Annotated in this window: 33 protein-coding genes and 1 other RNA gene; 12 read left to right on the top strand and 22 right to left on the bottom strand. The window is 53.8% G+C overall.

All coding sequences use genetic code 11. The features are described 5' to 3' along the window. Nucleotides 1-110: 110 nt before the first annotated feature. Complete coding sequence (locus PXC00_RS01815) at nucleotides 111-1,490, top strand: TrkH family potassium uptake protein (RefSeq protein WP_275844508.1); 1,380 nt, start codon at nucleotides 111-113, stop codon at nucleotides 1,488-1,490. 90 nt (nucleotides 1,491-1,580) lie between these two features. Here PXC00_RS01815 and PXC00_RS01810 read toward each other — a convergent pair whose 3' ends face one another. From PXC00_RS01810 to PXC00_RS01795, 4 genes are all read right to left on the bottom strand, one after another. Then, entirely contained in the window at nucleotides 1,581-2,246 is a 666-nt protein-coding gene (locus PXC00_RS01810; RefSeq protein WP_275844509.1) for a potassium channel family protein, read from the bottom strand. A gap of 12 nt (nucleotides 2,247-2,258) precedes the next feature. After that, nucleotides 2,259-2,885 (bottom strand): potassium channel family protein, encoded by a 627-nt coding sequence (locus tag PXC00_RS01805; RefSeq protein ID WP_275844510.1) that lies wholly within the window; start codon nucleotides 2,883-2,885, stop codon nucleotides 2,259-2,261. A gap of 160 nt (nucleotides 2,886-3,045) precedes the next feature. Then, nucleotides 3,046-3,480 carry a GNAT family N-acetyltransferase gene (locus PXC00_RS01800; protein WP_275844511.1) on the bottom strand — a complete coding sequence of 145 codons (435 nt, stop codon included), beginning with the start codon at nucleotides 3,478-3,480 and terminating at the stop codon, nucleotides 3,046-3,048. Between the two features lie 143 nt (nucleotides 3,481-3,623). Next, entirely contained in the window at nucleotides 3,624-3,887 is a 264-nt protein-coding gene (locus tag PXC00_RS01795) for a helix-turn-helix domain-containing protein (protein WP_275844512.1), read from the bottom strand. Between the two features lie 524 nt (nucleotides 3,888-4,411). On the opposite strand from PXC00_RS01795, the gene PXC00_RS01790 reads away from it, so the two are divergent. Genes PXC00_RS01790 through PXC00_RS01765 form a run of 6 tightly spaced genes read left to right on the top strand, consistent with a single transcriptional unit; the run spans nucleotide 4,412 to nucleotide 8,616 of the window. Next, nucleotides 4,412-5,866, top strand: a complete 1,455-nt coding sequence (locus PXC00_RS01790) for a nicotinate phosphoribosyltransferase (protein WP_275844513.1) — start codon at nucleotides 4,412-4,414, stop codon at nucleotides 5,864-5,866. A gap of 33 nt (nucleotides 5,867-5,899) precedes the next feature. Then, a complete protein-coding gene (locus tag PXC00_RS01785) occupies nucleotides 5,900-6,265 on the top strand; it encodes a hypothetical protein (protein ID WP_275844514.1) in 366 nt (121 codons plus the stop codon). 16 nt (nucleotides 6,266-6,281) lie between these two features. After that, the gene (locus PXC00_RS01780) at nucleotides 6,282-6,533 is read left to right on the top strand and encodes a kinase to dihydroxyacetone kinase (protein WP_275844515.1); all 252 of its coding nucleotides are present in this window, start codon (nucleotides 6,282-6,284) and stop codon (nucleotides 6,531-6,533) included. 53 nt (nucleotides 6,534-6,586) lie between these two features. Beyond that, the gene (locus PXC00_RS01775) at nucleotides 6,587-7,384 is read left to right on the top strand and encodes a GNAT family N-acetyltransferase (RefSeq protein WP_275844516.1); all 798 of its coding nucleotides are present in this window, start codon (nucleotides 6,587-6,589) and stop codon (nucleotides 7,382-7,384) included. Between the two features lie 24 nt (nucleotides 7,385-7,408). Continuing rightward, nucleotides 7,409-7,702 carry a TIGR04076 family protein gene (locus PXC00_RS01770; protein WP_275844517.1) on the top strand — a complete coding sequence of 98 codons (294 nt, stop codon included), beginning with the start codon at nucleotides 7,409-7,411 and terminating at the stop codon, nucleotides 7,700-7,702. Between the two features lie 38 nt (nucleotides 7,703-7,740). Further along, nucleotides 7,741-8,616 (top strand): AraC family transcriptional regulator, encoded by an 876-nt coding sequence (locus PXC00_RS01765; RefSeq protein ID WP_275844518.1) that lies wholly within the window; start codon nucleotides 7,741-7,743, stop codon nucleotides 8,614-8,616. 60 nt (nucleotides 8,617-8,676) lie between these two features. Here PXC00_RS01765 and PXC00_RS01760 read toward each other — a convergent pair whose 3' ends face one another. Further along, the gene (locus PXC00_RS01760; RefSeq protein WP_275844519.1) at nucleotides 8,677-9,450 is read right to left on the bottom strand and encodes an AIM24 family protein; all 774 of its coding nucleotides are present in this window, start codon (nucleotides 9,448-9,450) and stop codon (nucleotides 8,677-8,679) included. Nucleotides 9,451-9,629: 179 nt separating this feature from the next. On the opposite strand from PXC00_RS01760, the gene rnpB reads away from it, so the two are divergent. Continuing rightward, nucleotides 9,630-9,982, top strand: an RNA gene (rnpB, locus tag PXC00_RS01755) — RNase P RNA component class A. Nucleotides 9,983-10,023: 41 nt separating this feature from the next. Here rnpB and PXC00_RS01750 read toward each other — a convergent pair. Then, nucleotides 10,024-11,205 carry a MalY/PatB family protein gene (locus tag PXC00_RS01750; protein ID WP_275844520.1) on the bottom strand — a complete coding sequence of 394 codons (1,182 nt, stop codon included), beginning with the start codon at nucleotides 11,203-11,205 and terminating at the stop codon, nucleotides 10,024-10,026. A gap of 252 nt (nucleotides 11,206-11,457) precedes the next feature. Between PXC00_RS01750 and PXC00_RS01745 the strand changes: the two genes are divergently transcribed. Both PXC00_RS01745 and PXC00_RS01740 read left to right on the top strand, forming a co-directional pair. Beyond that, a complete protein-coding gene (locus tag PXC00_RS01745) occupies nucleotides 11,458-12,393 on the top strand; it encodes a LysR family transcriptional regulator (protein ID WP_275844521.1) in 936 nt (311 codons plus the stop codon). 287 nt (nucleotides 12,394-12,680) lie between these two features. Continuing rightward, entirely contained in the window at nucleotides 12,681-13,985 is a 1,305-nt protein-coding gene (locus PXC00_RS01740) for an O-acetylhomoserine aminocarboxypropyltransferase/cysteine synthase family protein (RefSeq protein WP_275844522.1), read from the top strand. A 130-nt stretch (nucleotides 13,986-14,115) separates the two neighbouring features. On the opposite strand, the gene PXC00_RS01735 is transcribed toward PXC00_RS01740, so the two are convergent. The 3 genes from PXC00_RS01735 to PXC00_RS01725 all read right to left on the bottom strand — a co-directional run bounded on the left by PXC00_RS01735 (nucleotide 14,116) and on the right by PXC00_RS01725 (nucleotide 16,290). Further along, nucleotides 14,116-15,267: a hypothetical protein gene (locus PXC00_RS01735; protein WP_275844523.1), complete on the bottom strand. Its 1,152-nt coding sequence runs from the start codon at nucleotides 15,265-15,267 to the stop codon at nucleotides 14,116-14,118. Continuing rightward, nucleotides 15,173-15,751, bottom strand: coding sequence for an RNA polymerase sigma factor (locus tag PXC00_RS01730; RefSeq protein ID WP_275844524.1), 579 nt, complete (start codon nucleotides 15,749-15,751; stop codon nucleotides 15,173-15,175). Before PXC00_RS01730 ends, PXC00_RS01735 begins: the two co-directional genes overlap by 95 nt. A gap of 227 nt (nucleotides 15,752-15,978) precedes the next feature. Beyond that, on the bottom strand, nucleotides 15,979-16,290 hold the full coding sequence (locus tag PXC00_RS01725; RefSeq protein ID WP_316935046.1) for a hypothetical protein: 312 nt from the start codon (nucleotides 16,288-16,290) through the stop codon (nucleotides 15,979-15,981). Between the two features lie 94 nt (nucleotides 16,291-16,384). On the opposite strand from PXC00_RS01725, the gene PXC00_RS01720 reads away from it, so the two are divergent. Together PXC00_RS01720 and PXC00_RS01715 are read left to right on the top strand one after the other, a co-directional pair. Further along, nucleotides 16,385-17,419 (top strand): threonine aldolase family protein, encoded by a 1,035-nt coding sequence (locus PXC00_RS01720; RefSeq protein WP_275844526.1) that lies wholly within the window; start codon nucleotides 16,385-16,387, stop codon nucleotides 17,417-17,419. A gap of 52 nt (nucleotides 17,420-17,471) precedes the next feature. Further along, nucleotides 17,472-17,645: a hypothetical protein gene (locus PXC00_RS01715; RefSeq protein ID WP_275844527.1), complete on the top strand. Its 174-nt coding sequence runs from the start codon at nucleotides 17,472-17,474 to the stop codon at nucleotides 17,643-17,645. A gap of 61 nt (nucleotides 17,646-17,706) precedes the next feature. Here the strand turns inward: PXC00_RS01715 and rplQ are convergent, their stop codons facing one another. The 13 genes from rplQ to rpmD all read right to left on the bottom strand — a co-directional run bounded on the left by rplQ (nucleotide 17,707) and on the right by rpmD (nucleotide 24,652). Then, nucleotides 17,707-18,099: a 50S ribosomal protein L17 gene (gene rplQ, locus PXC00_RS01710; protein WP_275844528.1), complete on the bottom strand. Its 393-nt coding sequence runs from the start codon at nucleotides 18,097-18,099 to the stop codon at nucleotides 17,707-17,709. A 36-nt stretch (nucleotides 18,100-18,135) separates the two neighbouring features. Next, nucleotides 18,136-19,089 (bottom strand): DNA-directed RNA polymerase subunit alpha, encoded by a 954-nt coding sequence (locus tag PXC00_RS01705; protein ID WP_275844529.1) that lies wholly within the window; start codon nucleotides 19,087-19,089, stop codon nucleotides 18,136-18,138. Between the two features lie 67 nt (nucleotides 19,090-19,156). Then, entirely contained in the window at nucleotides 19,157-19,750 is a 594-nt protein-coding gene (rpsD, locus tag PXC00_RS01700) for a 30S ribosomal protein S4 (protein WP_275844530.1), read from the bottom strand. 33 nt (nucleotides 19,751-19,783) lie between these two features. Next, nucleotides 19,784-20,194, bottom strand: coding sequence for a 30S ribosomal protein S11 (gene rpsK / locus PXC00_RS01695; protein ID WP_275844531.1), 411 nt, complete (start codon nucleotides 20,192-20,194; stop codon nucleotides 19,784-19,786). Between the two features lie 15 nt (nucleotides 20,195-20,209). Beyond that, nucleotides 20,210-20,578: a 30S ribosomal protein S13 gene (gene rpsM / locus PXC00_RS01690; RefSeq protein ID WP_275844532.1), complete on the bottom strand. Its 369-nt coding sequence runs from the start codon at nucleotides 20,576-20,578 to the stop codon at nucleotides 20,210-20,212. A 34-nt stretch (nucleotides 20,579-20,612) separates the two neighbouring features. After that, on the bottom strand, nucleotides 20,613-20,726 hold the full coding sequence (gene rpmJ / locus PXC00_RS01685) for a 50S ribosomal protein L36 (RefSeq protein WP_004824776.1): 114 nt from the start codon (nucleotides 20,724-20,726) through the stop codon (nucleotides 20,613-20,615). 35 nt (nucleotides 20,727-20,761) lie between these two features. Continuing rightward, on the bottom strand, nucleotides 20,762-20,980 hold the full coding sequence (gene infA / locus PXC00_RS01680) for a translation initiation factor IF-1 (RefSeq protein ID WP_275844533.1): 219 nt from the start codon (nucleotides 20,978-20,980) through the stop codon (nucleotides 20,762-20,764). After that, nucleotides 20,980-21,252, bottom strand: coding sequence for a KOW domain-containing RNA-binding protein (locus PXC00_RS01675; RefSeq protein WP_275844534.1), 273 nt, complete (start codon nucleotides 21,250-21,252; stop codon nucleotides 20,980-20,982). The genes infA and PXC00_RS01675 overlap by 1 nt, the downstream gene beginning before the upstream one ends. A 12-nt stretch (nucleotides 21,253-21,264) precedes the next feature. Next, a complete protein-coding gene (gene map / locus PXC00_RS01670; protein WP_275844535.1) occupies nucleotides 21,265-22,017 on the bottom strand; it encodes a type I methionyl aminopeptidase in 753 nt (250 codons plus the stop codon). 2 nt (nucleotides 22,018-22,019) lie between these two features. Further along, nucleotides 22,020-22,652 carry an adenylate kinase gene (locus PXC00_RS01665; RefSeq protein WP_275844536.1) on the bottom strand — a complete coding sequence of 211 codons (633 nt, stop codon included), beginning with the start codon at nucleotides 22,650-22,652 and terminating at the stop codon, nucleotides 22,020-22,022. 15 nt (nucleotides 22,653-22,667) lie between these two features. Continuing rightward, nucleotides 22,668-24,005: a preprotein translocase subunit SecY gene (gene secY, locus PXC00_RS01660; RefSeq protein WP_275844537.1), complete on the bottom strand. Its 1,338-nt coding sequence runs from the start codon at nucleotides 24,003-24,005 to the stop codon at nucleotides 22,668-22,670. A gap of 1 nt (nucleotide 24,006) precedes the next feature. Continuing rightward, the gene (gene rplO, locus PXC00_RS01655) at nucleotides 24,007-24,450 is read right to left on the bottom strand and encodes a 50S ribosomal protein L15 (protein ID WP_275844538.1); all 444 of its coding nucleotides are present in this window, start codon (nucleotides 24,448-24,450) and stop codon (nucleotides 24,007-24,009) included. Between the two features lie 22 nt (nucleotides 24,451-24,472). Next, complete coding sequence (rpmD, locus tag PXC00_RS01650; RefSeq protein WP_275844539.1) at nucleotides 24,473-24,652, bottom strand: 50S ribosomal protein L30; 180 nt, start codon at nucleotides 24,650-24,652, stop codon at nucleotides 24,473-24,475. Nucleotides 24,653-24,654: the final 2 nt, after the last annotated feature.

The raw sequence follows: 24,654 nt of genomic DNA, 5'->3' as shown, positions 1-24,654 counted from the left end.
ACTCACATGAAAGAATGGGAAAATAAGCAAATCTGTCTGTACGAAGCCCGTGGTTTGTGCTAAGATAATGTGGTTACGATAATGCAAGTAAAAATCAGGAGGCCATTTCTATGCTGTCAAAGATAAAAATGCGGCTGCACCGGATTCCGCCCGTGCGGCTAATCGTCATCAGCTTTGCAGTCATCATCCTCGTGGGCGCGTGCCTGCTCTCGCTGCCTTTCGCCACCAAGGGCGGGCAAAGCACCACTTTTCTGGACGCCCTGTTCACTGCCGGCTCCGCCACCTGCGTAACCGGACTGGTGCTGTTCGACACATACTTTCACTGGACCACCGCCGGGCAGGTCATTATTCTGACCTTGATTCAGCTGGGCGGGCTGGGACTGGTCACCTTTACCACCGGCATGAGTTTGCTGCTGCGAAAGAAGCTGGGGCTGCGCAACTTGCAGCTTGCCGTGCAGAATACCAACGGTGACAGCGGCGAAATCGGGAGCCTAATCCGCATGATTATTACCTTTACCTTCGCGTGTGAAGCAGTCGGTGCGCTGCTGCTCATGATTCGTTTCATCCCCATGATGGGGGCGCACGGCATTTGGGTTTCCGTGTTTCTGGCGGTTTCCGCATACTGCAACGCGGGGTTCGACATTGTGGGAAACATCATGAAAGATGGCAACCTCATCCCCTTTGCCGCCGACCCATTGGTCTGCCTGACCATCGGCGCGCTGATTGTCATAGGCGGGCTGGGCTTTGTTGTAATCAGCGATATTTTCCACGCCAAGCTGCAGCCGCTGGCACATCACAGCCAGCGCCGCGGGCTGAACTTTCACTCCCGTGTTGTGCTGCTCATGGCGGCACTGCTGATTGTGCTGGGCACCCTTGTCTTTTTCATTCTGGAGTACGACAATACGCTGAAAAATCTGCCGGACTTCGGCGCAAAGCTGAATGCCGCTCTGTTCCAGTCCATTTCCGCGCGCACCGCCGGCTTCGCCTCTGTTAATATTGCACAGGAACATGACTTTACAAAGCTCTTCACCGTACTGTTGATGTTCATCGGCGCGGCGCCCGGCTCCACCGGCGGCGGCATTAAGACCACAACTGTCCTGGTGTTGGTCTGCACCGTTGTTTCCATCCTGCGTGGCAAGGAAGACACCATCTTCATCCACCGCCGGATTGACAAATTCACTGTGTACCGCGCGCTTGCCATCACCAGCGCCTCCATGTGCCTGCTGCTGATTGTCACCGGCATCATCACCACATTTGACCCACAGATTAACGGTGTTGACGCGCTGTTTGAAGCGACCAGTGCATTTGGCACTGTAGGATTATCTGCCGGTGTGACACCGCGTTTGTCGGCTGTGTCTAAAATTGCGCTGATTCTCATGATGTACATTGGCCGTGTGGGGCCGCTTTCCCTCGGCCTTGCCATTTCGCTGCGGCGCGGTCATCTGCACGCCGACAGTGTTCTGCCGGAAGGAAAAATTATCGTCGGCTGAAAAAGCCGCAAAACAGCAAAAAAGTCCGCTGCAGGTTCGGAAGAACCGCAGCGGACTTTTATATTTCTTTTTAAATAGAACCGTTTCGCCTCAACCGCGGGTGGCGGTCAGCAGCGCCTGCAGTTTCCTTTGTGAAGCACCCTCGCAGACCGCAACGATTTCGTCGCCCGGCTGAAACATGGTGTCGCCGTTAGGAACCATCATGGTTTCGCCGCGCACCACAGAAATGAGCAGCGAACCGGCGGGCAGGCTCAAATCTTTCAGCGCCACGCCCTCCAGTTCCGTGTTGTCTGGCAGGGTAACTGCGGAAATCGCCGCGCGACCCTTGTTCAGGGTAGCCAGCATATGCATTTCTGCCATATCCACTTCCTGTTCAATCAGGTTTGTAATAATTTCCGTGCTGCTGACAACAAGCTCTGTGCCGAGGGTGCGCAGAACAGGCAGGTTGCGCGGGTCGTTCGCGCGTGCAATCACCTTCTGCGCGCCAAACTCCTTCTTGGCAAGCTGGCACGCCACCAGATTGTCCTGGTCGCTGCCGCCGACCGCCAGGAAGCAGTCCGCGTGCTCTGTCTGCGCCCGGCGCAGCACCTCGATCTCGGTGCCGTCCCCACAAATAATCTCAATGTCCAGCTCATTGGCAAGATGCATACAGCGCAGCTTATCCTTTTCAATCAAGTGCACGGTGTTCTTGCGGTCCAACATATTGCGGGCAAGCTGACGGCCCAGTTTGCCGCCCCCTAAAATGACAACATTCATGTCTGTGCCCCCTTAATCCGTAACGGAGGCCAGAAGTACGTGGTCCCCCTCATTGAGCTTTTGGTCAAACTGATTCGGCTGTGCCAGCTCCATGCTGCCGTTTGCCCGCACAACCGCGAAAACCGCTTCCTCCGAAAAATGCGGTGCCTCCTGCAGCAGCCTGCCTTGATGCGCATGGTCTGCTTCCCACACACGGAAAGCCACCGACGCTGTGCCAAAGGTCAGCTGACGGTTTTCCCACGGCTCGGTAATGGCATTATAAATGGATGTCGCCGCCATTTTGGTTGGGCACACCGTGTGCAGGCCAAACGCCGCAAAAACGCTTTCGCGGGAAGGGTCACTAATGCGCGCCACCACATTGTCGATATGAAAGAACTCCCGTGCCACTTGAGAAATGGTAATGTTCAGATTATCATCCGGCGTGACAACCGCCACCGCGTCACAGTTTTCGATACCGGCGCTTTTCAATACCGCCATGTCCATGGGCATACCGGTTACCGCCAGTCCGCTGAAATCTTCCGGCAGATGGGCAAGCATGGCAGCAGACTCATCCACCACAGCCACCTCGTGTCCGCGCTCATCCAGCAGCGCAGCAAGCCGCACACCCAAGCGGCCGCACCCAATCACCAAAACGTTCATTTCGTCTCGTTCCTCCTCTGCCGGATTTCCGCACGAACGAAAATCCGGCCACAAGATACATAGCCGGCAAACCAGTTTTGTTCGGCGGCTTTTTTCGGATACTGCACTTCACTTAAAAGTAGACTCCATCATAGCATAGGCATACAGAAATGGCAAGACCTCATGTATGCTCCGCCTGCAGCCAGCTGATCATGCCCGGGCCAAGTTCTGGCGTTGGGCGCGTAAGGAACCCACAGTTTTCGTAAAATCCCTCGCGGCCCAGTGCGCACATCAGACACAGCCGCATGGTTTCGCCGCCGGTCACCAGCGTGCGCACATACGCCCGCAGGCGGTGTATCAGCTCGGTGCCAATGTGCCGGCAGCGGCACGCCGGCACCACCACCAGATCCTGCACATAGCAAATGGTGGCACCGTCGCCGACAATGCGCCCCATGCCGACCGGCTCCCCCGTTTCCGTGCGCGCGCACAGCACATACAGGCTGTTCTGCAGGGCAGCGGCGGACTGCCGCCGGGTAAAGGGCTTCCACTGCACCTGCGCACGCAGGGATTCATATTCTTCCACACGCAAATCATTTTCCGTATAGGTGATTTTCACAGCCCTGCACCCTCTTTTCTGTTCCGTGTTCTCTTTGGGAACAAGGAGAAGTATAGCACATCCTGCCGTACGGAACAAGTCGCGCACCGCACAACGCAAAAAGCGCTCCGTTTCACGCGGAAACGGAGCGCCGGATTCTTGTGTCAGCCTTTGTCCTCGTGGTCGTCCAGCCCCAGCAGCCAGTCGACAGAAACATTGAAGATTTTAGCGAGCGCAACTAGCTCATGGTCTGTAACATAGCGAATCTGCCCTTCCAGCTTGGAAAGACCGGAAGCATTCATGTCGATTCCCTGTACCTGCAGCTGCGCGAGCAGCTCTTTCTGCTTCATTCCCTCGCTCTTGCGAGCGGCCTCCACGCGGGCACCAACTAAGTTGCGGTTGCCCAGTGCCTGCTTGCGTAATCTCAATTTGGTTCATCTCCTAAAAAATAAACTCCGTGGTTTGCCGGGCGCACTGGCCGCACCCGGCTGCAAAAAGCATCTTCTTTTTTCAGGACATATGAAACAGGGGAATGCGTCAGCTGTTTCTGAAAAGCCGGTCTGCAGCCAACCATCCCCGCTCTCCCGGATACACCCCATGCGCCAGGGTCACGACGCCTGTGCAGGCATACAGCAAAACAGTTATATTTCCCAATTATATTTATAGTATAACCGATTTCTTATCTCGTTGCAATAAAATAAGAAATAAAGCTAGGCTTTTTTACACAAATATTGAAAGAAAAGAACACACGCCCTGCACAGACCGGTCTGCGGCGGGGCAGGCACCCCTTTCGTTTCGGTTCGAGCTTTTCTGGCCATATCGCTGAAAAACGGTTTGTTATTTGCCTTTGTGTTTGTTATAATAGGGATATCATCGTTTCCCTTCCATACTATGTCACAGCATGGGGATACAGTGACAGAATTTTTTATAATAGAACATGGAGACGTGCAAAATGAACAATACGCGGGAAAAAACGAACCTGACGATGCTGACGGACTTCTATGAAATCACCATGGCAAACGGTTACTTTGCCAACGGCTTCCGTGACCGAATTGCGTACTTTGATATGTTTTTCCGCCAGGTACCGGACAACGGCGGCTTTGCCATCATGGCCGGCGTTCAGCAGGTGACCGATTACCTGCAGAAGCTGCACTTTACACCGGAAGATATTGCCTATCTGCGCGGCTGCGGCATTTTCAGCGAAGCGTTTCTGCAGTATCTTGCCGACTTCCATTTTGTATGCGACGTCTGGGCGGTTCCGGAGGGCACGCCGATTTTCCCCGGCGAGCCGATTCTGACAGTGCGCGGCCCGGTCATTCAGGCACAGTTCGTCGAAACCATGATTCTGCTGACCATCAATCACGAAAGCCTGATTGCCACCAAGGCAAACCGCATCGTGCGCGCGGCGCAGGGCAGGCCGGTCATGGAGTTTGGCTCACGCCGCGCACAGGGCGCGGACGGTGCCACATTGGGCGCGCGTGCAGCTTACATCGGCGGCTGCTGCGGCACCGCCTGCACCATCTGTGACCGCGACTTCGGCGTGCCGGCGCTGGGCACCATGGCGCACAGCTGGGTACAGCTGTTTGACACGGAGCTGGACGCTTTCCGCGCCTATGCGCGCGAGTATCCTGACAGCTGCACCCTTTTGGTGGATACCTACAATGTTCTAAAATCGGGCATTCCCAATGCGATTCAAACATTTAACGAAGAGGTTGTTCCGCGCGGCTTTCGCCCCGCCGGTATCCGCATTGACAGCGGCGACATCACCTACCTTGCCAAAAAAGCGCGCCGGATGCTGGATGAAGCCGGCTACCCGGACTGCAAAATCTGTGTAAGCAACTCACTGGATGAGTACATCATCCGCGATATGCTGATTCAAGGCGCGCCGGTAGACTCCTTCGGTGTCGGCGAGCGGCTGATTACCAGCAGCAGCCATCCGGTTTTCGGCGGTGTGTACAAGCTCTGCGCAGTGGAAGCAGGAAACGGCACCATCATTCCGAAAATCAAGGTCAGCGAGAATGTTTCCAAAATCACCACCCCCTGCTTCAAAAAGCTGTGGCGGCTTTATGACCGCGAAAGCGGAAAAGCCATCGCCGATGTGGTCACTCTGCACAACGAAACCATTGACGACACCAAGCCCTACGAAATCTTTGACCCCATCCATGTCTGGAAGCGCAAGCACGTGACAAACTTCCGTGCGGTTCCCCTGCGCAGGCAGCTGTTTGACCATGGCAAGTGTGTGGCAAAGGAAAAGACCCTGCGTGAGCTGCAGGCGGACTGCAAGCGTGAAGTGAGCACCCTTTGGGACGAAGTGCTGCGTTTTGACAACCCGCACCGCTACTATGTGGATCTTTCGCGCCCGCTGTGGAACATCAAACAAAAAATGCTGGACGAATACACCTACTGAATCCAAAATCTGCCGCTGTAAAGGAGAAAAGCCATGGAATATCTCGGCGTCATTGCCCTGCTACTGTTCCTGTGCTACAGCAGCTACCCCGGACGGTTACGCAATCTGGAACGAAAAGTAAGGAAGCTGAAATCGAAACTTGAGGGAGGAACCGCCATGTCCAAACTTTTTTCAGAATTAACCGGAAAGACCTGCCTGCTGGAACTGGACGACGACCTGTCCTCAACTAGCGCGCCGGACACCGACTGCCCGGTGACCATCTTGGATACCGATGAGGAGTGGGTTAAAATTCGCTTCACCGATAAAAAAGGAACGGTAAAAACGCAGATGCTGCGTCTCGAAAGCATTCTCCATGTGGAGCTGCTCCCCGAAGCGTCCGCACCAACCGCCCTCTTATAACCGAAAGGAATTTTTTATGCTGGAATTTCGCTATGATACACAATTACTGATTGACGGCCAAAACCTGTCCGAAGACACCGTAAACGATTATCTGCGCACAAATATTCCGGGTGACTGCCTGCTGGCGGTCGGCGGCGAGGATGTGCTGAAAATCCACTACCATACCAACACGCCGTGGAAGGTACTGGAGTACTGCGCCACGCTGGGCGAGATTTATGACATTGTCGTTGAGGACATGGAGCGTCAGGCAAAGGGGCTGCATGGCTAACGCTTCTTTGCCTTTCACATACTCTATCATTTTTATTGAGGGGATGAACCACCATGCCAACCTTGTGCACAGAAAATGACCGTGCCCGCATCTACCAGTACATCGCCAAGGAACCGGAAATGAACCTGTTCTTTTACGGAGATCTTGAAAACTTTGGCGTACAGGGCGGCCCTATAAAAGTCTGGGCTTTCCCCGGCGCGCAGGATTGGGACTGCCTGCTGCTGCAGTTTTACGATTCTTATATTGTCTACAGCCCATCAAAAGACTACAACGCCGCAACCGTCGCGGAATTTCTGAAAGGCCGCACCTGCGACTGCATCAGCGGCAAGCTGGAGCTGGTGCAAAAGCTCACGCCGTTTTTCCCCAAGCTCGAATTGCAACCGACCTATATGTGCCGTTGTAACCAACTGCGGGACGAAGCTACTGCACCACTGCCGCAGGACGTACAAATCCGGCTTTTAGAGGAAGCGGACTTTCCGCAGCTGCTGGAGTTGCTTTCGGGCATTCAGGAATTTGAAAAAAGCGATCTGGGACCGGAAAAAGCCATGGAACGGCAACTGGAGAACTACCGCCACGGCAGCCTGACCTACGGTGTTTACCGTGGTGAGCGTCTGCTTGCCACAGCTGCCACCACAGCAGACAACAGCCAGAACGCCATGGTGGTGTCGGTTGCCACCCGCCCGGAGGAGCGCGGCCACGGCTACGCCAGCGCGGCTGTTGCGGCGCTGTGCCAGGCAAGCTTCGCAAAGGGGCGCAAGTTCCTGTGCCTCTTTTACGACAATCCGGCCGCAGGCCGCATCTACCTGCGGCTGGGCTTTGAAAAAATCGGTCAGTACGCGATGCTGCACTGAAACGCTTTCAGAAAGGAAGCCAAAATGCCGAAAGTCAAGCTGACCATCACCGAAAGCCGCTGCCGGAGCGGCTGCCATAAAACCGGCGATACCTTTCTGGTAGAAGACTTATGTCCGCCCATTTGCCATGAACTGTGGAACTGCGCTTATCCCATGGTTTATGCCCTGCTCAACGGCGGTACGCTGGACTACGGCTCCGACAAAACGCCTGCATTCGACCTCAAGTGCCCGGACGGTGGCCGTGTGACCCTGCACGGAGAACTTCTTGCGGAGCAGAGTCCGCAGACAAAAGAAAGCAGAAAAAGACAGGACAAATGACCGCCTTTCCGGTAAAATATGAGCAGGAGGTGAGAAACATGGAGTGGACGCAAAGCTTAAAGCTGACAATTTCATACATCGAATCACATTTGCTTACGGAAATGACCATACAGGAAATCGCCGACACGGTATGCCTGTCACCGTTTTACTTTCAAAAAGGATTTCGGATAATGACCGGTTACTCGGTCGGAGAGTACATCCGTCAGCGACGGCTGTACCTTGCCGCACTGGAATCCCTGTCCGGTCAGGAAAAAGTCATTGACTTGGCATACAAGTACGGCTACCAAACGCCAGAAAGCTTTACAAAAGCATTTATTCGCTTTCACGGCGTGTCCCCGGCACAGCTGCGCGGCAATGCATCCAAAATCAAAGTGTTTCTCCCCCTGAAAATTACTGTAACCATACAGGGAGGCAATGACATGGATTTTACTGTTCAACACATGGACCCCGTACAGGTAATCGGATTTGAAAAATCTTTTTCCGAAGACAGCTCTTACAAGGAGATTCCACAGTTCTGGAGCGCGTTCAGCGAAAAATGCACTTCCAAGTCCAATTCATCAGAGGTACAGCAGGTAATAGATAGCTGTATGGTCGGCGAGTTCGGCATCTGCATCGATGACCTGAACGACGGCAAACAGTTTCGCTACATGATTGCGGGAACTTATAAGGGCGGACCTGTTCCGGATGGGATGCAGCTTTACACCCTGCCCGCCGGGTCTTGGGCAAAGTTCCGCTGCGTTGGCCCGATGCCCGGTGCTCTGCAGTCCGTCAACACGGAGATTTTTAAAAATTGGCTTCCCGGCAATCCGGACTACGAAATTGCGCAGGGTATCAGTGTGGAATGGTATTCACTGGGTGAAATGAGCTCCCCAGACTACGAAAGCGAGATCTGGATTCCGGTCAAGGAAAAATAAACAATTGAAAAAATCTTCGCTTCGGGAAACCCCGAAAGCGAAGATTTTTTAGGTTCCTTTTTAAACGGTACCCCGCAGAACCGGCGCCAGCAGCACTTTGCCGGTGCCGCGGTAAACATTGACCAGCCCCTCGCCGGAGGCGGCAGAGCCAATCAGCGACTTGCCGGAACGTTCGACGGTAAAGTCCAGGCTGCCGCTCCACGCGATAGCCATATTGCCGTCCACCTTGAGTACGTCGTCCTGCAGGTCTATGGTTATTAGTTCTTCCTGCGGGCAGTGGGATTCCAGACAAAGCACGCCCTCGCCCTGCACACTCAGGTTAAACAGTCCCTCGCCGCCGGCAACCGCAGAGGAAAAGTTAGAACGCATGACCGCTTTCTGCTTCAGGCTGGATTCGCACGCCAGGAACAGGCCATCATCCAGCACCACAGAACCGTTCCAGTCTTTCAGATTCATCAGTAGAATGTGGCGATAGGTCGGCTCCAAAACCAGAGTCCCGTCCCCCACATACTCTGGTTTAATGGCAGATTCACCAGTCACCTTGCCGCGCACGGCCTTGCCAAACAGGTCGCCAACGCTTTTGATGCCGGTGGTTGCCTGCACATTTCCCACCATCCACTGCATGGCACCTGCCTGCACGGTAACGCCACTGGTTTTAGAAAGATCACAGATCACCTGCCGCTTGCGCACGTGCATTTCATTTGCAAAGTATGCTTGCTGGGCAGTGTCCGGCATCACGCTCAAGTCGCGCTGGTACTCCGCAACTGTAAAAGGCCCCATGGCCGCCAGGGTGTCCACATCGTCGTTCTCCAGAAAATTTGAAATACGATACATAGGGAAGTCTCCTCTCCATTTGTGAAAATCTCACCGTTGCTGCGGCGCCGATCTTCCTTTTACTATACGGAAATTCCCCTGCAAAGTCAAGAAAATCCTTTTTGCGCCGCGCCGCACCCGCCGCTTCCAAAGTCCTGTACTTGACGGAAGCACCGGATTCCACTATAATAGAAGAATTGTGAGCAAGCTGGACGGCCGCGGGAGATGCGCGAAAGCAAACTTCCGAGGAAAGTCCGGGCTCCGCAGGGCAGGATAACGGCTAACGGCCGCCGGGGGCAACCCCAGGGAAAGTGCAACAGAAAAGTACCGCCGCGGCTTTGCGGCCGCGGTAAGGGTGGAAAGGCGAGGCAAAAGCTCACCAGCGTCAGGGAGACTTGACGGCTGTGCAAACCCTATCCGGAGCAACACCGCAGAGGGACACGAGCGCTGGCCCGGCGCGTCCCGGGGAGGTGGCACTGAGCCGTGGCGGCAACGCCCGGCCAAGATAGATGGTCGTCTACAACAGAACCCGGCTTACAGGTTTGGTCACAAAAAACTGCCGCATGGTTTTTCCATGCGGCAGTTTTTTCTTGTTCAGGCGTTCTGCAGGGCGTCCAGCAGGCGTTCCAGCGCCTCCTGCAGCACCGCTGTGGGGCACGCAAGGTTCAATCGCTCAAAGCCGCGCCCCTCTTTTCCAAACACATAACCTTCGTCCAGAAACCATTCTGCTTTCTGCTGCATGAACGTTTCCAGTTCCCTGTAGTCCATGCCCAAGCCGCGGAAGTCCATCCACTGCAGATACGTGCCCTCCAGCGGAAACACCTTGACCTGCGGCAGGTTCTGCGCCATAAAGTCCCGCACCAGCTCGTGGTTCTGCTGCAGCAGCTCACAAAGCTGCCGCAGCCACTCATCACACTCCGTGTATGCAATCTGGCAGGCTTTCAAACCGAGAATGCCGACGCCGCCCATGGCTGCCTTTGCAAATTCCTGCTCAAAGCGTTTACGGCGCTCCGCATTGGGAATAAAAATATTAGAAGTCTGCATTCCCGCCAGATTAAAGGTCTTGCTCGGTGCGGTACAAACGATACAGTTCTGCGCCGCTTCTTCGGACAGTGTGGCAAACACCGTGTGCTCCACACCGGGCAGCAGCAGATCCGAGTGAATCTCATCGGAAACCACAAACACGTGATTTGCAAGGCAGATTTCCGCAACGCGGCACAGTTCCTCCTTGCTCCATACGCGCCCGACCGGATTGTGCGGACTGCAGAAAAGCAGCAGCTTGTTTTTCGGGTCCCGCGCTTTCCGCTCCAAATCCGCAAAGTCAATGGTGTAGCGGCTGCCCTGCAGCAGCAGCGGGTTTTCGACCGCGGTGCGGCCGTTTTTTTCAATCGCGCCCAAAAAGGGATAATACACCGGCGGCATTAGAATCACGCCGTCGCCCGGTTCGGTAAACGCCCGCACCGCATTGAAGAAAGCCGGCACCACACCCGGTGAGGTAACCATCCAACTCTCCTGCGGTTCCCAGCCGTGGTGGCGCTTCATCCAGCTGACAACCGCCTGCCGGTACGCCGGCGTCATGCCCGTGTAACCCAGCACTGCAGAGTCCAAAAAACTCTGCAGTCCCATAATGATTTCCGGAGGATTCATCAGTTCCATATCCGCCACGGAAAAGGGGATGGTGTCCGGTGAAACATCCGGCTTTTTTCTGTACATCTCGTCCCATTTATAAGAACCCGTATTCCGGCGTTCTACTTTTGAGGAAAAATCATACCGCATTCTTCGCTGCTCCCTTCGCTGTCTACAAAATATATGTTACCTGTCCGAAAGAAGCTTGTCAATGTTTAATTTTTCGTTGCACCTGCACAGGAACACGTCTGCACTGCCCATTTTATACAAATTGTATAAACACTCGAAACATTTCTATTAGTACAGTCCTTTGTAAGCAGGGCGGTTGCATTTTGTGCGGCAAATCTGCTATGCTTTGCTTGCAGAAAAAACAGGAAAAGCCCTGAAAAGGAGAGACCTTTTATGACCTTACAGCAAATTCATTATCTTATCACCATTTCGCAGGCTGGCTCTTTCAATAAAGCAGCCGAGCAGCTCTATGTTTCCCAGCCCTCGCTGACCAGCGCCATTCAGGAAGTTGAAAAAGAAATCGGCATCACCCTTTTTAACCGCAGCGGCAAAGGCGTCACACTGACCAACGACGGGGCAGAGTTTCTGCTGTACGCGCGCCAGGTGTACAGTCAGTACGAAAACCTGCTTGAGAAATTTGGAAAAAACAGCAGCCTCAAAAAGAAATTCGGCGTTTCTACCCAGCATTATTCCTTCGCGGTCAAAGCGTTTGTCGAGATGGTCAAGGCGTTTGACACCTCCAAGTACGAATTTGCCATCCGTGAAGCGAAAACACAGGATGTGATTCGCGATGTCAGCACCCTGAAAAGCGAAATCGGCATCCTGTATCTGAGCGACTTTAACCGCAAAGCCATCCGGAAACTGCTCACGTCCAACAATCTGGAGTTCCACAAGCTGATTGACTGCAGGGCATACGTGTACCTGTGGAAGGGACACCCGCTGGCTAAGGAGCCTTCCATCCATTTTTCGCAGCTGGACCCCTACCCCTGCCTTTCCTTTGAGCAGGGCGACAACAGTTCCTTTTATTTTGCCGAGGAAATTCTCAGCATGAATGAGTATCCACGCACCATTAAAGCGTGTGACCGCGCCACCATGCTGAACCTGATGGTCGGTCTCAACGGCTACACCCTTTGCTCCGGTATCATCTGTGAGGAGCTGAACGGCACCGATTTTGCCGCTGTACCGTTTGAAGCCGATGACTTAAATCCCAACAGCGTTATGGAAATCGGGTACATCGTGCGAAAAAATGTTTTGCTGAGCCAAATGGGCAGCCTGTACATTCAGAACATTGAAACCTACCTGAACGCACACGCAGCGCCGGAAGCGTGAAAACCGCTTTGCGGATTCATGCTGATTAAACTTATAGGAATAATCAATGATTGCCTATCACTTTCCTGTATTGGACAAAAAGCCGTTCCTGCCGTACCATATTGTTAACATCAGGGAGGAGGAAACAGCCGTGCGAAACAACCATAAAAGCAGACTCGACCCGCGGAAAGACCGCACCGGCTATTCCGTACTGCTCAGCCGGAACCGAATGTGCCGGCGCCCCGCAAGGCGTTCTCTTCCGAAATAAAACAAAAAACAGCAGCGGTCAGCCGCAGGAGGTAACTATTATGGCAGATATCAGAGATTCTAAAACATGGGGATTTGAAACCAAACAAGTACACATCGGGCAGGAGCACGCCGACCCGGCAACCGATTCGCGCGCTGTGCCTATTTACGCAACAACTTCTTACGTCTTTCATAACTCCAAGCACGCCGCAGACCGTTTCGGTCTGCGCGACCCCGGCAATATTTACGGCAGACTGACCAACACAACACAGGGCGTTTTTGAGGAACGCATCAACGCACTGGAGGGCGGCGCCGGCGCCGTAGCAGTCGCATCCGGCGCTGCGGCAATCAACTATGCACTTTCCGCCCTGGCGCGCAGCGGCGAACACATTGTGGCGGCAAAAACCATCTACGGCGGAACCTATGACCTGCTCGCCCACACCCTTCCGCTGACTTCCGGCATTACCGCCACCTTTGTGGATCCGGAGGAGGAAGGCTCCTTTGAAGCGGCGATTCAGCCGAACACCAAGGCGATTCTCATTGAAACACTCGGCAACCCGAACTGCAACATTATTGACATCGAAGCGGTGGCGGCAATCGCCCACCGGCACCACATTCCGCTGGTTGTAGACTCTACCTTTGCAACCCCCTACCTGGTGCGCCCCATCGAATACGGCGCAGACATCGTGGTGCACTCTGCTACCAAATTCATTGGCGGCCACGGAACCGCCATCGGCGGCGTGATTGTGGACGGCGGTCACTTTGACTGGAAAGGCTCCGGTAAGTTCCCGTGGATTTCCGAAGCAAATCCCAGCTATCACGGCATTTCATTTGTAGATGCCGCCGGCGCCGCCGCCTTTGTCACCTATGTGCGTGCCATTCTGCTGCGTGACACCGGCGCAACGCTTTCGCCGTTTCACGCGTTCCTGTTCCTGCAGGGATTGGAAACTCTCTCGCTGCGGGTAGAGCGCCATGTACAGAATGCGCTGAAGATTGTATCTTATCTTTCCCAGCACCCGCAGGTAGAGGCGGTGCACCATCCGTCCCTGGAAAGTGACCCCAGCCACCAGTTGTATTTGAAGTACTTCCCGAACGGCGGCGGTTCCATTTTCACCTTTGAGATTAAAGGCGACGCAGAAACCGCGCAGAATTTCATTGACCATCTGCCCATTTTCTCCCTGCTTGCCAATGTGGCGGACGTCAAGTCGCTGGTTATCCATCCCGCCAGCACCACCCATTCGCAGCTGACCGAAGAGGAACTGTTGGATCAGGGCATTAAGCCGAATACCATCCGGCTTTCCATCGGCATTGAGCGGGTTGAAGACTTGATTGCCGCTTTGGATGCTGCGTTCCAAGCCATTCAATAAAGACCCAAAAAGACAGAGCCGCCTGCAAAATTTACAGGCGGCTCTGTCTTTTATTAGGTGCGCTTCCTGCAGCTCTCCCGGCGGGCTGCCTCTAAAAAACAAAGGGCAGTTGTATTTGCTTGGTTTGGACTCAGCCGCTGACCTGTGTGAGCATAAACAGCGGGTGTGCGGCGGTATAAGCTTGTCTCTCTGTCGAATATTTTTTGGCCATTTTATCATATGCCGCTTGATTCTCCGGTGTCCGGTGTCCCGACTTATCACACGGATATTTGTCACATTCCTTACTCCACTGATCACATATTTTTCTATCCTGCTCCCTTCGTTGCAAAAAAGCCTCCCGTGACACCGGCGCAATCCGATACTTTTTCGTCTGCTTGGTTCCATCTGTGAATGTCGCTGTCATGACCAAGCGGGACTGCGCCAGAACCTGTGCAAGCTGATATTCATATGCGTCTATGCGTGGTTCAAACTGCGCTTCATACTGCTTTTTTTCTGCTTCTGTCTTGATTGGCTCATGAAAGTCGTAAGATTGTATCCAAGCTTTTGCCTCCTCTGCCGGAATCGGCATTTTAATGCGAATGCTGCGGTCTAACGACTTACTGTTCTGCACACTGTACGACACTGTAAAGGACGGCGAAAAGGCCTCACTTTCTGAACCATCTGCTCCAGTTTCCCAAATATCAAAATCGACGCTCTGCCCTTTGGCCAGTCCGGAATTGTCGAATGAATACTGAATACTCTTGATGTTTTTCCCCGTGCAGGCCACATTTAAACCATACTGAAACTCATTGTACGCCTTGTCAAACTCATAGTTTTCCAGCCGACAATCCTGCGTTTTGGCATCGTAAGGTGCCGTTGGGCCGTTGCCACTGCGGTAAGACCAGCCAAAATCCAGCAATCTCACCGTTGTATTTTGCGCTTGCGGATTTTGACCGGAGGTTGACGAACCGGTCGATTTTTTCTCCCGTTTTACACCCGCCGCGTAAACCGCAAGGTCAAAGGTATTTTTGGGCGCGGCGGCTGAGCTTGCGCTTTGCGCACTGCCCGCGGATGTGGGCACCGCCGAATGCTGACCGCCGGAAAAGACAAAGCCGCCCGCAACGAGAGCCAGCGCACAGCACACCGCTGACGTGCGCATGGCTGCCTTTTTCCAGCGAACGGGCACCGGCGGCTTCTGCTTTTCGCGTTCACGGTCGGCTGCTTTCAGCACGCGCTGCTTTAGTTCCTGCGGCGCATATACTTGGTGCATCAGCCTGCCGTACTCGTTCAAATCTCTCTTCATCCTGATCTCCTCCTAACAATCGTTTTAATGCCTTGCGCGCACGGTGCAAACGGGTGCGTACGGTAGCCGGGCGGCAGTGCAGCAGCGAAGCAATTTGCTCTGTCGTGCGGCCTTCCTCGTAAAACAGGTGAATCACCGTCAGTTGTTTGGGTGGCAAAGCCGCCACTGCCTGCCACAGCTCCTCCGCGGCGGGGTCAGGGGGGCTGTCCGGAATACACGCAGGAAGTTCCTGCGTGCTGTGCCGCTGCAAATGCCGTGCGTGGTCACAGCAACGGTTCTGTGTCACATGCAGCAGCCATGCTTTCAAATGCTCCTCTGTTTGAAAGTCTGTGGTATCCCGCAGCAAGCGCAAAAATACATCCTGGTAAATATCCTCAGCATCCGCGATGTTTCGCGTATGTCCCAGTGCAAGGCGATATACCATATCGCCCCAGCGCTCCATCGCGTCCTGCAGGAACGCGTCTGAACGCAATTCTTTTTTCATCTCTCCGCCTCCTTTCACCTGTAACACGCTTTGTTGGGAGGAAATGTTCCCTAATTTGAAAATTTTTTCTTTTCTTTTGCAAGTTTTCGACGAAAAAAACGTTCGTTTGCGCTGCTCATCCCGCCAAAGTGCGCTACACCTGCGGCAGCGGCACTGTACCGCACAAACGCGGCGTAACACATGAAAAACAAATGCCGCCTGCTTCCATTCGAAGCGGGCGGCATTTGTTACGCTTCCTCTGCGGCAGCCTGCTGTTTTATACAGACCTGATACTGCTCCTCCAGCCATGCCAGTGCTTTGTCACAGCCATCGCTGTCCTTTGAAAACTCTCTGCTGGCTGCAGGCTCGCTTTTGGCAAGGCACAGTTTGCCGTACCAAACCGTCACCTGAATGGTGTCACCGCTTGCATCCATACGGTAATTAAACGGCAGCAGGCTTCCTGTGTAAAAATTGCTGTTCTCTGTAAAGTAGTCTGCTTTCGGTATTCCGAACCGGTTTTCCACATTTTCCACATCCTCGTTCATACTTTCAACTAGCACTGTAGCACGTTCCGGCAGGCGCGTCAACCTGCTCTGTTTTCTTACTCTATTTTATGGTATAGTAAGTACAACTGAATAACAAGGAGAATACAGAATGTTTCGTTTTGAATGTGACTACTGCGAGGGTGCGCACCCGCTGATTTTGCAGGCGCTTGCTAAAACCAATCTGGAACAAACCCCCGGCTACGGGCTGGACCCCTACTGCACACGCGCGGCGGCGCGGATTCGCCAGATATGCGAAGCACCGAAGGCAGATGTCCACTTTCTGGTGGGCGGCACACAAGCCAACACAACGGTTATCGCTGCCGCCCTGCGCCCGTGGCAGGGTGCCGTAGCGGTCAGCGAGGGGCACATTGCCGTACACGAAACCGGCGCCATTGAAGCTGCCGGACACAAAGTGCTGACACTGCCGCCGCACAACGGAAAAATGGACGCACAGGACCTGCGGGCACTCTGCAAAGCACACTTTGATGATAGCTCCAGAGAGCATACGGTGCAGCCCGGAATCGTGTACATTTCCCACCCCACTGAAACCGGCACACTTTACACCCTGCACGAACTGGAGGCACTCCGTGCTGTCTGCGACACGTATGGGCTGCCCCTGTTTTTAGACGGTGCACGGCTGGCATACGGCCTTGCCGCAGAGGGCACAGACTTGACGCTTGGCAACCTTGCGCGCCTGTGCGATGTTTTTTACATCGGTGGTACAAAGGCAGGCGCATTATTTGGCGAGGCAGTTGTCATTACAAACGATTCCCTGAAAAAGGACTTTCGCTACAACATCAAGCAGCGCGGCGGTATGCTGGCAAAAGGCCGTCTGCTGGGCATCCAGTTTGACACGCTGCTGCGGAACAGCCTTTATCTGCAAATTGGGCAGCACGCCGACCGGCTTGCCCTGCAAATTCGCCGCACTTGTCTGGAAAAGGGACTTCCCATGGCGGTTGATTCGCCGACCAACCAGCAGTTTTTCGTCTTTCCCGACACCGCGCTTGCCAAATTGGAGCAGAATTTTACCTTCTCTCCAATCTGCAAACCGGACGCCAGCCACACGGAAGTGCGCATCTGTACAAGCTGGGCAAGCACCGACACAGCTGTAAACGCGCTTTGCTCGGCAATTTCCGCACTGTAAGTTCTGCAATCATTTTCCCGCCTGCGCATACAATATTGCGGAGGTGTTTACAATGGAAACAAAAGTTTATAACTGCAAAAACCCAACGGAAAACCCCCTGCCGGACTGGCTGCGTCAGCAGTTTTCCGGCAGTGCGGAAGCCGCCGAGCCCCTTTCCGCAAACCCCGTGGAGGCGTTTAAACAAAATCCAGACGCCTTTTTCCCGGATTTCGTCAGCAAAAGCTAAAACAAAAAGGACTGCTGTTTTACAAAACAGCAGTCCTTTTCTTTGTATAAAAATGTGGTGTTTACTTGCTTTCTGCGGGGGCAGCTTCGGCAGCAGGCGCTGCTGTTTCTACCGGCATCAGCTCAATAATCGCCATTTCAGCGGCGTCGCCGCGGCGCGGCCCGATTTTCGCAATGCGGGTGTAACCGCCGTTGCGCTCTTTATACTGCGGCGCAATTTCGGTAAACAGCTTGTTGGCAACCGCTTCTTTCGTAATGAAAGCCATTACCATGCGGCGGTTGTGCAGCGTGTCTTCTTTTGCGATCGTGATCATCTTCTCGGCCATGGAGCGAACCTCCTTGGCGCGAGTGACGGTCGTTTCGATCTTGCCGTTCTCTAAGAGAAAGGTTACCATGGCACGCAGCATCGCGGTGCGGCTGTCTGTCGCTCTGCCGAGCTTTCTGGTTCCTGGCATCGAATGTCACTCCTTTAACCTATGGGGATAGGGAAATTATTCATCTTCCTTGCGCAGATTGTATCCAAGAGAAGCCATCTTCCAGATGACCTCTTCCAGCGATTTACGTCCAAGGTTGCGTACCTTCATCATGTCCTCTTCAGACTTGTTGACAAGGTCACCCACCGTGTTGATACCAGCGCGCTTCAGGCAGTTAAAGGAACGTACAGACAAATCCAGCTCTTCGATGGTCATTTCGAGCACCTTTTCCTTGTCCTTGTCGTCCTTCTCCACCATAATCTCCGCATTGCTGCCTTTATCAGACAGGTTTACGAAGAGGTTGAGATGCTCGGTGAGGAACTTCGCCGCCAGAGAAACCGCCTCCTGGGCAGTAATGACGCCGTTCGTCCATACCTCAAGGGTCAGCTTATCATAATCGATGCGCTGACCGACACGGGCATTCTCCACGCTGAAGTTTACCCGGTACACCGGGGTGTAGATCGAATCTACGGGGATATCGCCAATCACATTGGCGGTCATGTTCTGCTTGTTGCGGTCGGAGGGGACGTATCCACGCCCTTTATCCAGCGTGATCTCCATATACAGCTTTGCGCCCTCGCCCAAAGTTGCAATGTGCAGGTCGGGGTTGAGTATCTCGACTTCGCTGTCACACTTGATAGAATCCGCCGTGACCTCACAGGGACCTTCCGCACAAATTTCAACGGTTTTGGGGCCGTCGCAGTGCAGCTTTGCCGTAAGGTTCTTGATGTTCAGAACGATCTCTGTAACGTCTTCCTTCACGCCAGGCACGGTAGAAAATTCGTGCACCACGCCGTCAATTTTAATGGACGTGGGCGCCACGCCTGGAAGGGAGGAAAGCAGCACACGCCGCAGGCTGTTGCCGAGAGTCGTGCCGAAGCCGCGCTCCAGCGGAGCCACAACGAACTTGCCGTAGTTGCCGTCATCAGATACGTCTGCAGTTTCAATTTTGGGCTTTTCTATCTCGATCATTAAGCAACCTCCTTAGACATATAGCGGAAAGAAACTCTGCCATGATGTGTCATGTGCCTGCAGGGCATTACTTGGAGTACAACTCAACGATAAGCGTTTCGTTGATATCAAAGTCAATATCGCTTCTTTCGGGCATTGCAACAACCTTGCCCTCAACTGCATCGTGGTTCACAGTAAGCCACTTCGGCACAACGGTCGCGGCATTCTTCTCCAGAATGTCCTTTACGTGCTGAGAAGAGCGGCTCTTTTCTGCAATGGAAATCAAGTCGCCCTCACTGATGAGATAAGAGCAGATGTCCACCTTTTTGCCGTTTACTGTGATGTGGCCGTGGTTCACCATCTGGCGCGCCTCACGGCGTGTGTTGGCAAAGCCGAGGCGGTACACGCAATTGTCCAGGCGGCGCTCCAGCAGACGCAGCAGGTTTTCGCCGGTCACGCCGGAAGTTTTGGTTGCCATTTCATAGTAATGGCGGAACTGCCGCTCCTGTACGCCGTAAATGAACTTTGCCTTCTGCTTTTCGTTAAGCTGCATGGCATATTCACTCTGCTTGCGGCGGCCCTGCTTCGGGTTGCGGATTGAGTTTTTATTGACGCCCATCGCAGCGGGGCTGATACCCAGGGTTTTGCACCGCTTCAGGATAGGCTGCATATTTCTTGCCATTCGTCGTATTCCTCCTTTTTGAATTCCTGTTTGCTATACACGTCTTCTTTTGGGAGGACGGCATCCATTGTGGGGAACCGGGGTCACATCTTTGATCAACGTGACCTCCAGACCGGCGTTCTGCAGCGCACGGATGGCAGCCTCGCGGCCTGCACCCGGGCCCTTCACGTAGACATCCACCGTCTTCATACCGTGGTCGATGGCCACCTTTGCGGCAGTTTCGGCGGCGGTCTGTGCGGCAAAGGGGGTGGACTTTCTGCTGCCGCGGAAACCCAGCTCGCCAGAGCTTGCCCAGGAAACCGCATTGCCCTGCACATCGGTGATTGTTACAATCGTATTATTGAAAGTAGACTGGATATGCGCCGCACCGCGGTCAATGTTTTTCCGTTCCCGACGGCGGCGAGTCGCAGCAGTCTTTTTTGCTGTGCCTTTAGTTGCTGGCATGTGATAGACCCTCCTTTACTTCTTCTTGTTGGCCATGGTCTTACGGGGGCCTTTACGAGTCCTCGCGTTAGTCTTGGAACGCTGGCCGCGCACCGGCAGTCCCTTACGGTGACGGATGCCGCGGTAGCAGCCGATTTCCGTAAGCCGCTTGATGTCAAATGCCACATCGCGGCGAAGGTCGCCCTCCACGCGGCAGTTGTGGTCAATATATTCTCTGAGCTTTGCGGCGTCGTCCTCGGTAAGGTCGCGCACGCGCAGATCAGGGTTCACGCCGGTTGCGGAGCAAATATCCGTGGCGGTCTTGCGGCCGATACCAAAGATATAAGTCAGGGCGATCTCGACGCGTTTGTCTCTTGGCAAGTCAATACCTGCTATACGAGCCATACTGGTTGCACCTCCAAAATGATAATCGCGTCACTTAGCCTTGACGCTGTTTGTGCTTCGGGTTCTCACAGATCACCATGACTTTGCCCTTACGCTTGATGATCTTGCACTTTTCGCACATTTTTTTAACAGAAGGTCTTACTTTCATGGGTGTACCCTCCTTGTGGGAATGTTTCCGTTTTCTTACTTGGTACGCCACGTGATGCGGCCCTGTGTCAGATCGTAGGGAGACATCTCTACGGTGACCTTATCTCCAGGCAGAATGCGGATAAAGTTCATACGCAGTTTGCCGGAGATATGAGCCAGGATCGTGTGGTGATTCTGCAGCTCTACCTTAAACATAGCATTCGGCAGAGCCTCAACAACGGTGCCTTCGGTTTCAATTACGTCCTGCTTTGACATTACAAATCAGCCTCCTCTGGCGTGGAACTGCCCTTGCCGCAAAACGGCCGAAGAGCCGCCCGCAGCGCTCGGTTGCTGTGCAGGGCTTCCTCCGGTAAAATCGTGCGGGTCGGAAAAAGGTGGATAAGCTTTTTCTTTTTCGGCTTTTCCAGTGTGCGGCGCTTTCCGTCGCTCACCAGGGCATACGACCCTGCAAGGGAAAGCACAGTGCAAAAGCTGCCTTTATCGCGGCCTGCTGCACTGCGGGCCACTGTGCCGCGCTTTATTTCCATCTGGCGACCTCCTCAGTCGCCCTGTGTCAAAATGACGGGGCCGGATTCCGTAATGGCCACGGTGTGCTCATAGTGTGCTGCGAGCTTGCCGTCTTTCGTCAGAGTTGTCCAGCCGTCAGACAGGGTTTTTACCTCGTAAGTGCCCTGACAGATCATTGGCTCAATGGCAATGACCATGCCGGGCAACAGGCGCACGCCGCGGCCGGGCGTGCCGTAATTTGGAACACTGGGATCTTCATGCATATTCGCGCCTACTCCATGGCCGGTATAATTCCGTACCACCGAGTAACCGCGAGCTTCAGCATACCGCTGAACCGCGCTGCCCACATCACCAATTCGGTTGCCGGGCTTTGCGGCCTCTATGCCTTGAAACAGGCACTCGCGGGTTGTATCCATAAGACGCTGCGCCTCATCGCTGACCTTTCCAACCGGAAAAGTCCAGGTATTGTCACCGATAAAGCCTTCGTAAGTGGCGCACAGGTCAATGCTGACGATGTCGCCCTCCTTGAGGATTTTCGTCTTACTCGGTATGCCATGGACAACCACATCGTTGACGGAAATACAGCAGGTCGCCGGAAAACCGCCGTAGCCAAGACAGGACGGAACTGCGCCCTCGCCCACAATGTAATCATGAGCCGCCTTGTCGAGTTCCCAAGTGGAAACTCCCGGCCTGACCAGCGAGCCGGCCAGCTTCAATGCGTTCTGCGCAATCCGGCCCGCATGCTTCATGCAGGTCAGCTCACGGCTGGTTTTTAGAATGATCATAATTACGCCTCGATTGCTGCAAGTGTCAGGCGGGACGTGTCTGCCACATCCTCCTGACCATCCACGACGACCAGCTTGCCCTGCTTCTCATAGTAAGCCTTGAGCGGCTCTGTCTTCGCGTGATATTCCTTCAAACGTGCATGAACCGTATCCGGGTGGTCATCCGTGCGCTGAACCAAGGCGCCTCCGCAGAAGTTGCACTTGCCCGCCACCTTCGGCTTTTTGTACACCAGGTGGTAGCTTGCGCCGCACTCCGCGCAGACACGGCGTCCGGACATACGCGTTACAATGGTTTCATCCGGGACATCAATTTCGATGACCTTGTCAATCCGAACGCCCATTTTGTCCAGAGCCTCGGCCTGGGGGATGGTGCGCGGAAAGCCGTCCAGCACAAAACCGTTTTTGCAGTCGTCCTGCTGTAAGCGGTCTTTCACAATGCCAATAACGACTTCATCGGGCACCAGGTCGCCTTTGTCCATATAGGACTTGGCGGCCAAACCCATCTCCGTACCGTTTTTCAGCGCCTCTCGAATCATGTTGCCGGTCGAAATGGCAGGAATGTGCAGTTTGGCACAGATAGTTTCTGCCTGTGTACCTTTTCCGGCGCCGGGCGCGCCCAATAGAATCAGGTTCATAGTTAAAACTCCTTCTTAATCGAGGAAGCCTTTATAATGACGCATCATCATTTGGCTTTCCAGCTGTTTCACTGTTTCCAAAGCAACACCCACAAGGATGATGATGGAAGTGCCGCCCATCGAAAGGTTGCTCATGCCGGTCGCATTTGCAAAAACGATTGGCAGCAGGGCGATGCACGCAAGAAAGACTGCACCGATCAGTGTAATCTTAGAAAGAACCTTGCCAATGAAATCAGAGGTCGGCTTGCCGGGGCGGATACCCGGGATGGTGCCGTTGCTTTGACGCAGGTTATTTGCCATCTCTACCGGATTATACTGAATTGCCGTGTAAAAATATGCAAATGCCAGAATCAGAAGCACATAAAGCACACAGTAGACCCAGCCTGTATTAGAAAAAGCAGTGAAAAATGCGTTTCCGAAGCTGCCCATGTCTTTGTTGCCGATGAAGAAACGAATCGTCGTCGGAATGGACAAAATGGAGCTTGCGAAAATGATTGGCATAACACCGCCGATTCCGACTTTAATCGGAATATGGCTGGCCTGGCCACCGTACTGCTTGCGGCCGACAACACGTTTTGCGTACTGCACCGGAATCCGGCGCTCCGCATCGTTCATAAAGACAATGACCCAAATCAGAGCCAGGAACAGAATCACCCACAACGGCACCAGGAAGAAGTACTTGCCGTTTGCGGAGCCGTCTTTCCAAGCCATCTGCACATAGTTTGCCAAGTGACCGATGATGCTCGGAATACGGGACACAATGCCGGCAAACAGCAGAATGGAAATACCGTTGCCAATACCGAACTGGTTAATCTGCTCGCCCATCCACATGATCAGTGCCGTGCCGGCCGTAAAGACCAGTACAATGACGAACGCGGTAAAAATGCCCGCGCTGCCGGTGGTAAATTTCACGATTGGCGTGCTGCCATAGCTGCTGTTACGCAGATAGAAGTAGTACGCCAGACCCTGTACTAAACCGAGTGCCACGCCCACATAACGGGTGATGGCGCTCATCTTTTTACGTCCCTCTTCGCCGCCGTCCTTCACCATGCGCTCCAGCGCCGGAATGGCCACTGCAAGCAGCTGCATAATGATCTGGGCATTGATGTAAGGCGTAACACTCATTGCAAAAAGCGTTGCATTGGAAAATGCACCGCCGGAAAGCATATCCAGATACCCGAGCGCAGTGCCGCTGACGGCGCTGCTGTTCATGATACCGTTGAGTGCGGTCGAATCCAAAAACGGAACCGGAATCACCGAACCAAAGCGGAAGATAACGATGATTACCAGTGTAAAGATGATTTTCTTGCGAAGATCGGGAATTCCCCAGGCATTCTTTATTGTTTTAAACAACTCAGATCACCTCTGCCTTCCCACCTGCAGATTCAATCTTCTCTTTTGCAGCGGCGGAAAAAGCAGCGGCTTTCACAGTGAATTTTTTTGTAACATTGCCATTGCTGAGGATTTTCACACCATCCAGAGCGGACTTAATGACGCCTGCGTCCAGCAGAGCCTGTGTGTCCACAGTGGCACCGTCTTCGAATTTTTTGTCCAGCGTACCGACATTGACCGTAACAATCGACTTCGCGAAAATATTGTTGAAGCCGCGCTTCGGAACACGGCGCTGCAAAGGCATCTGGCCGCCTTCAAATCCCGGACGCATACCGCGACCTGCACGTGCCTTCTGGCCCTTGTGACCTTTGCCGGCGGTTTTTCCCTGACCGGAGCCGTGGCCGCGGCCAATGCGTTTTGCGGTCTGCGTTGCGCCCTGAACTGCTGTCAAGTCATTCAGTTTCATTTACTCGCACCTCCTTGCTGTTTTAAGCGTTTGTAACCTCGATGAGGTGGGTGATTTTACGCACCTTGCCTTTTGTCTGCTCATTGTCGGGCTGAACGGTGGTGTCACCGATCTTGTGAAGGCCCAGAGACTGAGCAGTGGCGATCTGGTCTTTCTGTGCGCCGATCAGGCTTTTGACCAGCTTAATATTTACCTGTGCCATGG

The organism is Caproicibacterium argilliputei (genome assembly GCF_029211325.2).
Taxonomy (GTDB): domain Bacteria; phylum Bacillota; class Clostridia; order Oscillospirales; family Acutalibacteraceae; genus Caproicibacterium; species Caproicibacterium argilliputei.
This window is presented reverse-complemented; position numbering and strand designations above follow the sequence as displayed.

What these genes read in the sequence shown, in the direction of transcription:
- PXC00_RS01780 (WP_275844515.1), top strand. Translation starts at nt 6,282, where the DNA reads ATGCTGGAATTTCGCTATGATACACAATTACTGATTGACGGCCAAAAC.
- PXC00_RS01785 (WP_275844514.1), top strand. Translation starts at nt 5,900, where the DNA reads ATGGAATATCTCGGCGTCATTGCCCTGCTACTGTTCCTGTGCTACAGC.
- PXC00_RS01760 (WP_275844519.1), bottom strand. Translation starts at nt 9,450, where the DNA reads ATGTATCGTATTTCAAATTTTCTGGAGAACGACGATGTGGACACCCTG.
- PXC00_RS01715 (WP_275844527.1), top strand. Translation starts at nt 17,472, where the DNA reads ATGGAAACAAAAGTTTATAACTGCAAAAACCCAACGGAAAACCCCCTG.
- PXC00_RS01750 (WP_275844520.1), bottom strand. Translation starts at nt 11,205, where the DNA reads ATGCGGTATGATTTTTCCTCAAAAGTAGAACGCCGGAATACGGGTTCT.
- PXC00_RS01810 (WP_275844509.1), bottom strand. Translation starts at nt 2,246, where the DNA reads ATGAATGTTGTCATTTTAGGGGGCGGCAAACTGGGCCGTCAGCTTGCC.
- rpsM (WP_275844532.1), bottom strand. Translation starts at nt 20,578, where the DNA reads ATGGCTCGTATAGCAGGTATTGACTTGCCAAGAGACAAACGCGTCGAG.
- PXC00_RS01765 (WP_275844518.1), top strand. Translation starts at nt 7,741, where the DNA reads ATGGAGTGGACGCAAAGCTTAAAGCTGACAATTTCATACATCGAATCA.
- PXC00_RS01745 (WP_275844521.1), top strand. Translation starts at nt 11,458, where the DNA reads ATGACCTTACAGCAAATTCATTATCTTATCACCATTTCGCAGGCTGGC.
- PXC00_RS01705 (WP_275844529.1), bottom strand. Translation starts at nt 19,089, where the DNA reads ATGATCGAGATAGAAAAGCCCAAAATTGAAACTGCAGACGTATCTGAT.
- PXC00_RS01665 (WP_275844536.1), bottom strand. Translation starts at nt 22,652, where the DNA reads ATGAACCTGATTCTATTGGGCGCGCCCGGCGCCGGAAAAGGTACACAG.
- PXC00_RS01675 (WP_275844534.1), bottom strand. Translation starts at nt 21,252, where the DNA reads ATGGAAATAAAGCGCGGCACAGTGGCCCGCAGTGCAGCAGGCCGCGAT.
- PXC00_RS01740 (WP_275844522.1), top strand. Translation starts at nt 12,681, where the DNA reads ATGGCAGATATCAGAGATTCTAAAACATGGGGATTTGAAACCAAACAA.
- PXC00_RS01815 (WP_275844508.1), top strand. Translation starts at nt 111, where the DNA reads ATGCTGTCAAAGATAAAAATGCGGCTGCACCGGATTCCGCCCGTGCGG.
- rpsD (WP_275844530.1), bottom strand. Translation starts at nt 19,750, where the DNA reads ATGGCAAGAAATATGCAGCCTATCCTGAAGCGGTGCAAAACCCTGGGT.
- PXC00_RS01720 (WP_275844526.1), top strand. Translation starts at nt 16,385, where the DNA reads ATGTTTCGTTTTGAATGTGACTACTGCGAGGGTGCGCACCCGCTGATT.
- PXC00_RS01805 (WP_275844510.1), bottom strand. Translation starts at nt 2,885, where the DNA reads ATGAACGTTTTGGTGATTGGGTGCGGCCGCTTGGGTGTGCGGCTTGCT.
- rpmJ (WP_004824776.1), bottom strand. Translation starts at nt 20,726, where the DNA reads ATGAAAGTAAGACCTTCTGTTAAAAAAATGTGCGAAAAGTGCAAGATC.
- map (WP_275844535.1), bottom strand. Translation starts at nt 22,017, where the DNA reads ATGATCATTCTAAAAACCAGCCGTGAGCTGACCTGCATGAAGCATGCG.
- PXC00_RS01775 (WP_275844516.1), top strand. Translation starts at nt 6,587, where the DNA reads ATGCCAACCTTGTGCACAGAAAATGACCGTGCCCGCATCTACCAGTAC.
- PXC00_RS01770 (WP_275844517.1), top strand. Translation starts at nt 7,409, where the DNA reads ATGCCGAAAGTCAAGCTGACCATCACCGAAAGCCGCTGCCGGAGCGGC.
- rplQ (WP_275844528.1), bottom strand. Translation starts at nt 18,099, where the DNA reads ATGCCAGGAACCAGAAAGCTCGGCAGAGCGACAGACAGCCGCACCGCG.
- PXC00_RS01730 (WP_275844524.1), bottom strand. Translation starts at nt 15,751, where the DNA reads ATGAAAAAAGAATTGCGTTCAGACGCGTTCCTGCAGGACGCGATGGAG.
- rpsK (WP_275844531.1), bottom strand. Translation starts at nt 20,194, where the DNA reads ATGCCAGCAACTAAAGGCACAGCAAAAAAGACTGCTGCGACTCGCCGC.
- rpmD (WP_275844539.1), bottom strand. Translation starts at nt 24,652, where the DNA reads ATGGCACAGGTAAATATTAAGCTGGTCAAAAGCCTGATCGGCGCACAG.
- infA (WP_275844533.1), bottom strand. Translation starts at nt 20,980, where the DNA reads ATGTCAAAGCAGGACGTAATTGAAACCGAAGGCACCGTTGTTGAGGCT.
- rplO (WP_275844538.1), bottom strand. Translation starts at nt 24,450, where the DNA reads ATGAAACTGAATGACTTGACAGCAGTTCAGGGCGCAACGCAGACCGCA.
- PXC00_RS01790 (WP_275844513.1), top strand. Translation starts at nt 4,412, where the DNA reads ATGAACAATACGCGGGAAAAAACGAACCTGACGATGCTGACGGACTTC.
- PXC00_RS01735 (WP_275844523.1), bottom strand. Translation starts at nt 15,267, where the DNA reads ATGAAGAGAGATTTGAACGAGTACGGCAGGCTGATGCACCAAGTATAT.